The organism is Pseudoalteromonas luteoviolacea, from assembly GCF_001696455.1.
Classification (GTDB): domain Bacteria; phylum Pseudomonadota; class Gammaproteobacteria; order Enterobacterales; family Alteromonadaceae; genus Pseudoalteromonas; species Pseudoalteromonas luteoviolacea_C.
Genome location: NZ_MAUJ01000075.1, coordinates 1 through 233 on the forward strand (window position 1 = coordinate 1; position 233 = coordinate 233).

General features: G+C 48.9%; 1 rRNA gene. It reads right to left on the reverse strand.

Going from position 1 to position 233, the window contains the following annotated elements:
• Positions 1–233: ribosomal RNA gene (locus A7985_RS25565) — 23S ribosomal RNA — on the reverse strand; the annotation flags it as partial.

Here is a 233-nt window from a genome sequence, read left to right on the forward strand (position 1 = left end):
GGGCTAATCCGATTTCGCTCGCCGCTACTTTCGGAATCTCGGTTGATTTCTTTTCCTCGGGGTACTTAGATGTTTCAGTTCTCCCGGTTTGCCTCTTACAGCTATGTATTCACTGCAAGATACCGCTGTGCGGTGGGTTTCCCCATTCGGAAATCTAAGTCTCAAGTGCCTCTTACTGGCTTGACTTAGCTTATCGCAAGTTAGTACGTCCTTCATCGCCTCCAACTGCCAAG